A 4,193-nucleotide genomic window follows, 5' to 3' on the forward strand; every position below is an offset into this window, starting at 1 on the left:
ACCAGGACGGGGTAGGACGCCCACGCCTCCCGGTAGGTGCCGACCGCGTAGGGGACGTCGGCGCCGCGCGAGAACCGCCGCCTCCGCCGTTCCGGCCGCGGTCCCGTCCGCCGGCCCCGCCGCCCGCCCGGCGCGCTCCCGAACCCGGCCCGCCCGTGTGTGCCCGAAGACGCCGGACCTCCCCGTCGGCGAGCCCTTCGCGAGCCGGTGCGCGCCTCCTCCCGCCTCCGCCGTCGAGGCCCGGCTCCGGGCTCTCCTCGTCGAGCGGCTCGTCTTCGATCCGGCGCACACGGCGGTGCGTCTCGCGCGGCCGTTCTTCGAGCACCGCGAGGCGTGGCCCGACCTGGTGCTCGGCGAGCTGCGCGTCGCGATCGAGTACGACTCCACCGGCCGTCACGGACTCGAGCACGTCGGGCACCGCGAGGAGGCCGACCGGCGGAAGGACCGCGCGCTCCGCTCCGCCGGCTGGGAGGTGGTGCGCATCCGCACGGGCAAGCTGCTGCCGCTCGGCCCCCACGACCTGGTCGCCACGGGGGTCACGGCCGCGCTGGCGGACCGCCTGGTCGACCGGCTGCGCGATGTCCGCGGTCCGCTGCTCGTCGACGCCTGGGGGCGCTGAGCGCGTCGCGCGGCGGCTGCGGGACTGTCCTCCGGGATCCGTCTCCGTCGCTCCCTCCCCGTCGCGCCGTCCCGGTGTCCGGCTCGGCGGAGCGGGACCCGTGGATGCAGTGCCGGCGAGTGGGAACCGTCGAGTGGGAACCGGCGAGTCGCAGCCGCCCGCTCGCAGCCGGCGCGTCAGAGCCGCAGGGCCAGCGCCTCGCTGCGCCAGCGGCGGTGCAGAGCCCAGGGGTCGGGCTCCCCGGCGCGCACGGTCTCGATGTGGGCGTCGAGCGCGGGGCTGCGCGCGAACCACTCGGTGCGCTCCAGGCGCTCGTCGGCGAACTGGGCGTGCCGGTGCTGCTCGAGTGCTCGCCCGCCGCGCTCGAACGCGAGGAGCTCCTCGTGCCGGAGCCGGTGGAGGCGCTGCCGGGGATTGCCGCTGGTGCCGATCTTGATCCGCTCGCCGAAGCGGATGTAGTAGACGACGTCGACCCGGGGCGGCGGGAGCTCGCCGTCGGGAGCATCGCCGAGCCGCCACTCGCAGGCGGCGCAGAGCCAGGCGGAGGGGAGCCGGACGCCCAGGCGGGACCCGCACGCCGCGCACGGCGAGGGCAGGGCGTCGATCACGCCGTCCTCGCGGGCGACCCAGTCGTGCGCGAGCCCGAGGTGCGCCGCGCAGAGCGCGAGGGGGGCGCCCGTCTCGGCCGAGGACGCGCACCCTCCGATCGCGCACGCTGACATGCCGCCGACGCTAGGTGCGACCCCCGACATCGCGCCGCCGTCGACCGCGCCGCCGCGAGCACGCAGGAGTCCGAGTGCTCGCTCTCGAGGACGGCGGCATCCGCGCGATCGCGGCCCGGCGGATCAGCTCAGACGGTCGACCAGCGACGAGGCGAGGCCCGTGTAGCCGCCCGGCGTCAGCGCCAGCAGGCGCTCCTTCGCCGCGTCGCCGATGTCGAGACCCTGCACGAAGACGGCGAGGTCGTCGGCACCGAGGCGCTTGCCGCGGGTCAGGTCCTTCAGCAGCGCGTACGGGTCGGTGATCGAGGAGCGGCCGGCCGCCACCTCTGCACGGATCACCGTCTGGATCGCCTCGGCCAGCACCTCCCAGTTGCCGTCGAGGTCGGCGGCGAGGGCGGTCGGGTCGAGGTCGATCTCGAGCAGGCCGCGGGCGATGTTGTCGAGGGCGAGGAGGGAGTGGCCGAACGCGACGCCGATGTTGCGCTGCGTGGTCGAGTCGGTGAGGTCGCGCTGGAGGCGCGAGGTGACCAGGGTCTGCGCGAGCGAGTCGAGCAGGGCGCTGGAGAGCTCGAGGTTCGCCTCGGCGTTCTCGAAGCGGATCGGGTTGATCTTGTGCGGCATCGTGGACGAGCCGGTCGCCCCGGCCTGGGGGATCTGCCGGAAGTAGCCGAGCGAGATGTAGGTCCAGACGTCGGTGCAGATGTTGTGCAGGATGCGGTTCGCGTGCGCGGCCCTGCCGTAGAGCTCGGCCTGCCAGTCGTGCGACTCGATCTGGGTGGTCAGCGGGTTGAAGACGAGGCCGAGGGAGGTGACGAACTCCTCCGCGAGGGCGGGCCAGTCGGTGCCGGGGTCGGCGGCGAGGTGCGCGGCGAACGTGCCCGTCGCTCCGCTGAACTTGCCCAGGTACTCCGTCGCCTCGATCTGCGCGACGACCCGCTCGAGCCGGTACGCGTAGACGGCGAACTCCTTGCCCATCGTGGTCGGGGTCGCGGGCTGGCCGTGGGTGCGGCTGAGCATCGACTCGTCGCGGTAGCGGACGGCCAGCTCCCGGAGCGACGCGACGACCGAGCGCAGCTTCGGCAGCCAGATCTCGCCGACGGCCTGGCGGACCACGATCGCGTAGGAGAGGTTGTTGATGTCCTCGCTGGTGGCGGCGAAGTGGGTGAGCTCGGCGATGCGCTGCAGGCCCAGCTCCTCGAGCCACTGGCGGACGAGGTACTCCACGGCCTTCACGTCGTGGCGGGTGCGGGCCTCGAGGGTCGCCAGCTCGTCGATCTCGGGCTGGCCGAAGTCGCGGGCGCGGCGGCGCAGCTCCTCGGCGGTCGCCGCGTCGACGGGCTCGGAGCCGAAGAGGCGGCGGTCGGTCAGCGCCAGCAGCCACTCGACCTCGACGTGCACCCGCGCGCGGTTCAGCCCCGCCTCCGAGAGGTACTCGCCGAGCGACGAGACGGCACCGCTGTAGCGGCCGTCGAGGGGGCTCAGCGGCTGGGTGGGGAGCGAGGTCATGCGGTGGTGCCTTCCGGTTCTCAGGTGTCCTGCGCGAGGGCGGCGCGCGCGTCGGTGGAGTCGGGGCGGACCGAGCGGTTGCCGCGCAGTCCTGGTTCGATCTGGGCGAAGAGGGCCCGGCAGGCGCGCTCGATCAGCGCGAGCACCGAGTCGAACGCCGCCGCATCGGAATAGTAGGGGTCGGGGACGTCGCCCTGCGGGGAGAGGCCGGGCTCGAAGTCGAGCAGGCGGCGGATCTTCTGCCGGTCGACCTCGGTTCGCGCCCAGGAGCGCAGCGCGCGCTCGTGCCCGTGGTCGAGCGCGACGACCAGGTCGAACTCGGCGAAGCGGGACGGGTCGAAGAGCTGGGCGCGGTGGCGGCCCCCGTCGAAGCCGTGACGCTCCAGCGCCGCGAGGGCGCGGCTGTCGGCGTGCTCGCCGAGGTGCCACTCGCCGGTGCCGGCCGAGCTGATCTCGATCGCGGAGCCGAGCCCCGCCTGCTCCGCCAGGGAGCGCAGCACCACCTCGGCCATCGGCGACCGGCAGATGTTGCCGGTGCAGACGAAGCACACGGCGAAGGCCGAGGGCGCAGGGGAGTCGGGGGTCACCCGCCCATCATGGCGCACCGCGGCTCCTCCACAGCAGGCCGATCGCGGCCGTCGTCCACCGATGGCGCGCGGGGCCTCCCGGGCGGCGGCGGCGCGGCCGATGCTGACTGCCGAGCCCGCGGTGTCAGTCCTGACGGCGGCGGAGGAAGGGGCGCAGGAGGAGGCCGATGAACCAGTTCACCAGGGCGAGCACGAGGGCGCCGAGCACGCCCCACCAGAAGCCGTCCACGACGAGGCCGAAGCCGAAGAGGCCGCTGATCCAGGCGGTCAGCAGCAGCAGGAGGCCGTTGACGAGGAACGAGACCAGGCCGAGCGTCAGCACGTACAGGGGGAACGCGACCACCCGCACCACTCCGCCGACGACGGCGTTGACGACGCCGAAGATCACCGCCACCAGCAGGTACGTGAGGACCGCCGCGGCGGGGCCCTCCTCGTACGGGTCCACGCGCACGCCCGCCACGACCAGGGTCGTGAGCCAGATCGCGACGGCGTTGGTCAGGAGGCCGAGGAGGAGTCTGCTCATGCCTCCACTATCCCCGCGGGCGGGGCGGGCCGCGAGCCGGGGCTCAGGTGAGGGGCCCGCCGATGGTCGGCTCGGGCGCAGGAGTGCAGAGGCGGGGGTCGTCGGCGCAGGTCCGCGGAGGGAGCACCGCGGTGGGCTCGGGCTGCGGCAGGGGCTCCGCCGTCGGCTCCGGAGCGCTCTCGCCTCGGGAGCCGCGGTCGCTCCGCTGGCCGTCGCCGTGATCGAGGCGCGCGAGC

At 74.3% G+C, this 4,193-nt stretch carries 6 protein-coding genes; 1 reads left to right on the plus strand and 5 read right to left on the minus strand.

Annotated features, from left to right (window positions below; all coding sequences use genetic code 11):
• The first annotated feature begins 157 nt into the window (after nt 1-157).
• Nucleotides 158-619 (plus strand): hypothetical protein, encoded by a 462-nt coding sequence (locus tag C5D04_RS17455; RefSeq protein ID WP_374954394.1) that lies wholly within the window; start codon nt 158-160, stop codon nt 617-619.
• A 176-nt stretch (nt 620-795) separates the two neighbouring features.
• Here the strand turns inward: C5D04_RS17455 and C5D04_RS17460 are convergent, their stop codons facing one another.
• The 5 genes from C5D04_RS17460 to C5D04_RS18565 all read right to left on the minus strand — a co-directional run.
• Nucleotides 796-1,341: a GIY-YIG nuclease family protein gene (locus C5D04_RS17460; RefSeq protein WP_104226628.1), complete on the minus strand. Its 546-nt coding sequence runs from the start codon at nt 1,339-1,341 to the stop codon at nt 796-798.
• A gap of 123 nt (nt 1,342-1,464) precedes the next feature.
• Nucleotides 1,465-2,847: an adenylosuccinate lyase gene (gene purB / locus C5D04_RS17465; RefSeq protein WP_104225198.1), complete on the minus strand. Its 1,383-nt coding sequence runs from the start codon at nt 2,845-2,847 to the stop codon at nt 1,465-1,467.
• A 20-nt stretch (nt 2,848-2,867) separates the two neighbouring features.
• The gene (locus C5D04_RS17470; RefSeq protein ID WP_181027248.1) at nt 2,868-3,434 is read right to left on the minus strand and encodes a low molecular weight protein-tyrosine-phosphatase; all 567 of its coding nucleotides are present in this window, start codon (nt 3,432-3,434) and stop codon (nt 2,868-2,870) included.
• Between the two features lie 124 nt (nt 3,435-3,558).
• Complete coding sequence (locus C5D04_RS17475; RefSeq protein ID WP_104225199.1) at nt 3,559-3,957, minus strand: phage holin family protein; 399 nt, start codon at nt 3,955-3,957, stop codon at nt 3,559-3,561.
• A 43-nt stretch (nt 3,958-4,000) separates the two neighbouring features.
• Nucleotides 4,001-4,193, minus strand: a 193-nt coding sequence (locus C5D04_RS18565) for a hypothetical protein (protein WP_219815046.1), incomplete at its 5' end; no start/stop codon positions are given.

The sequence above is a fragment of the Rathayibacter sp. AY1D2 genome (genome assembly GCF_002932695.1).
Lineage (GTDB): Bacteria > Actinomycetota > Actinomycetes > Actinomycetales > Microbacteriaceae > Rathayibacter.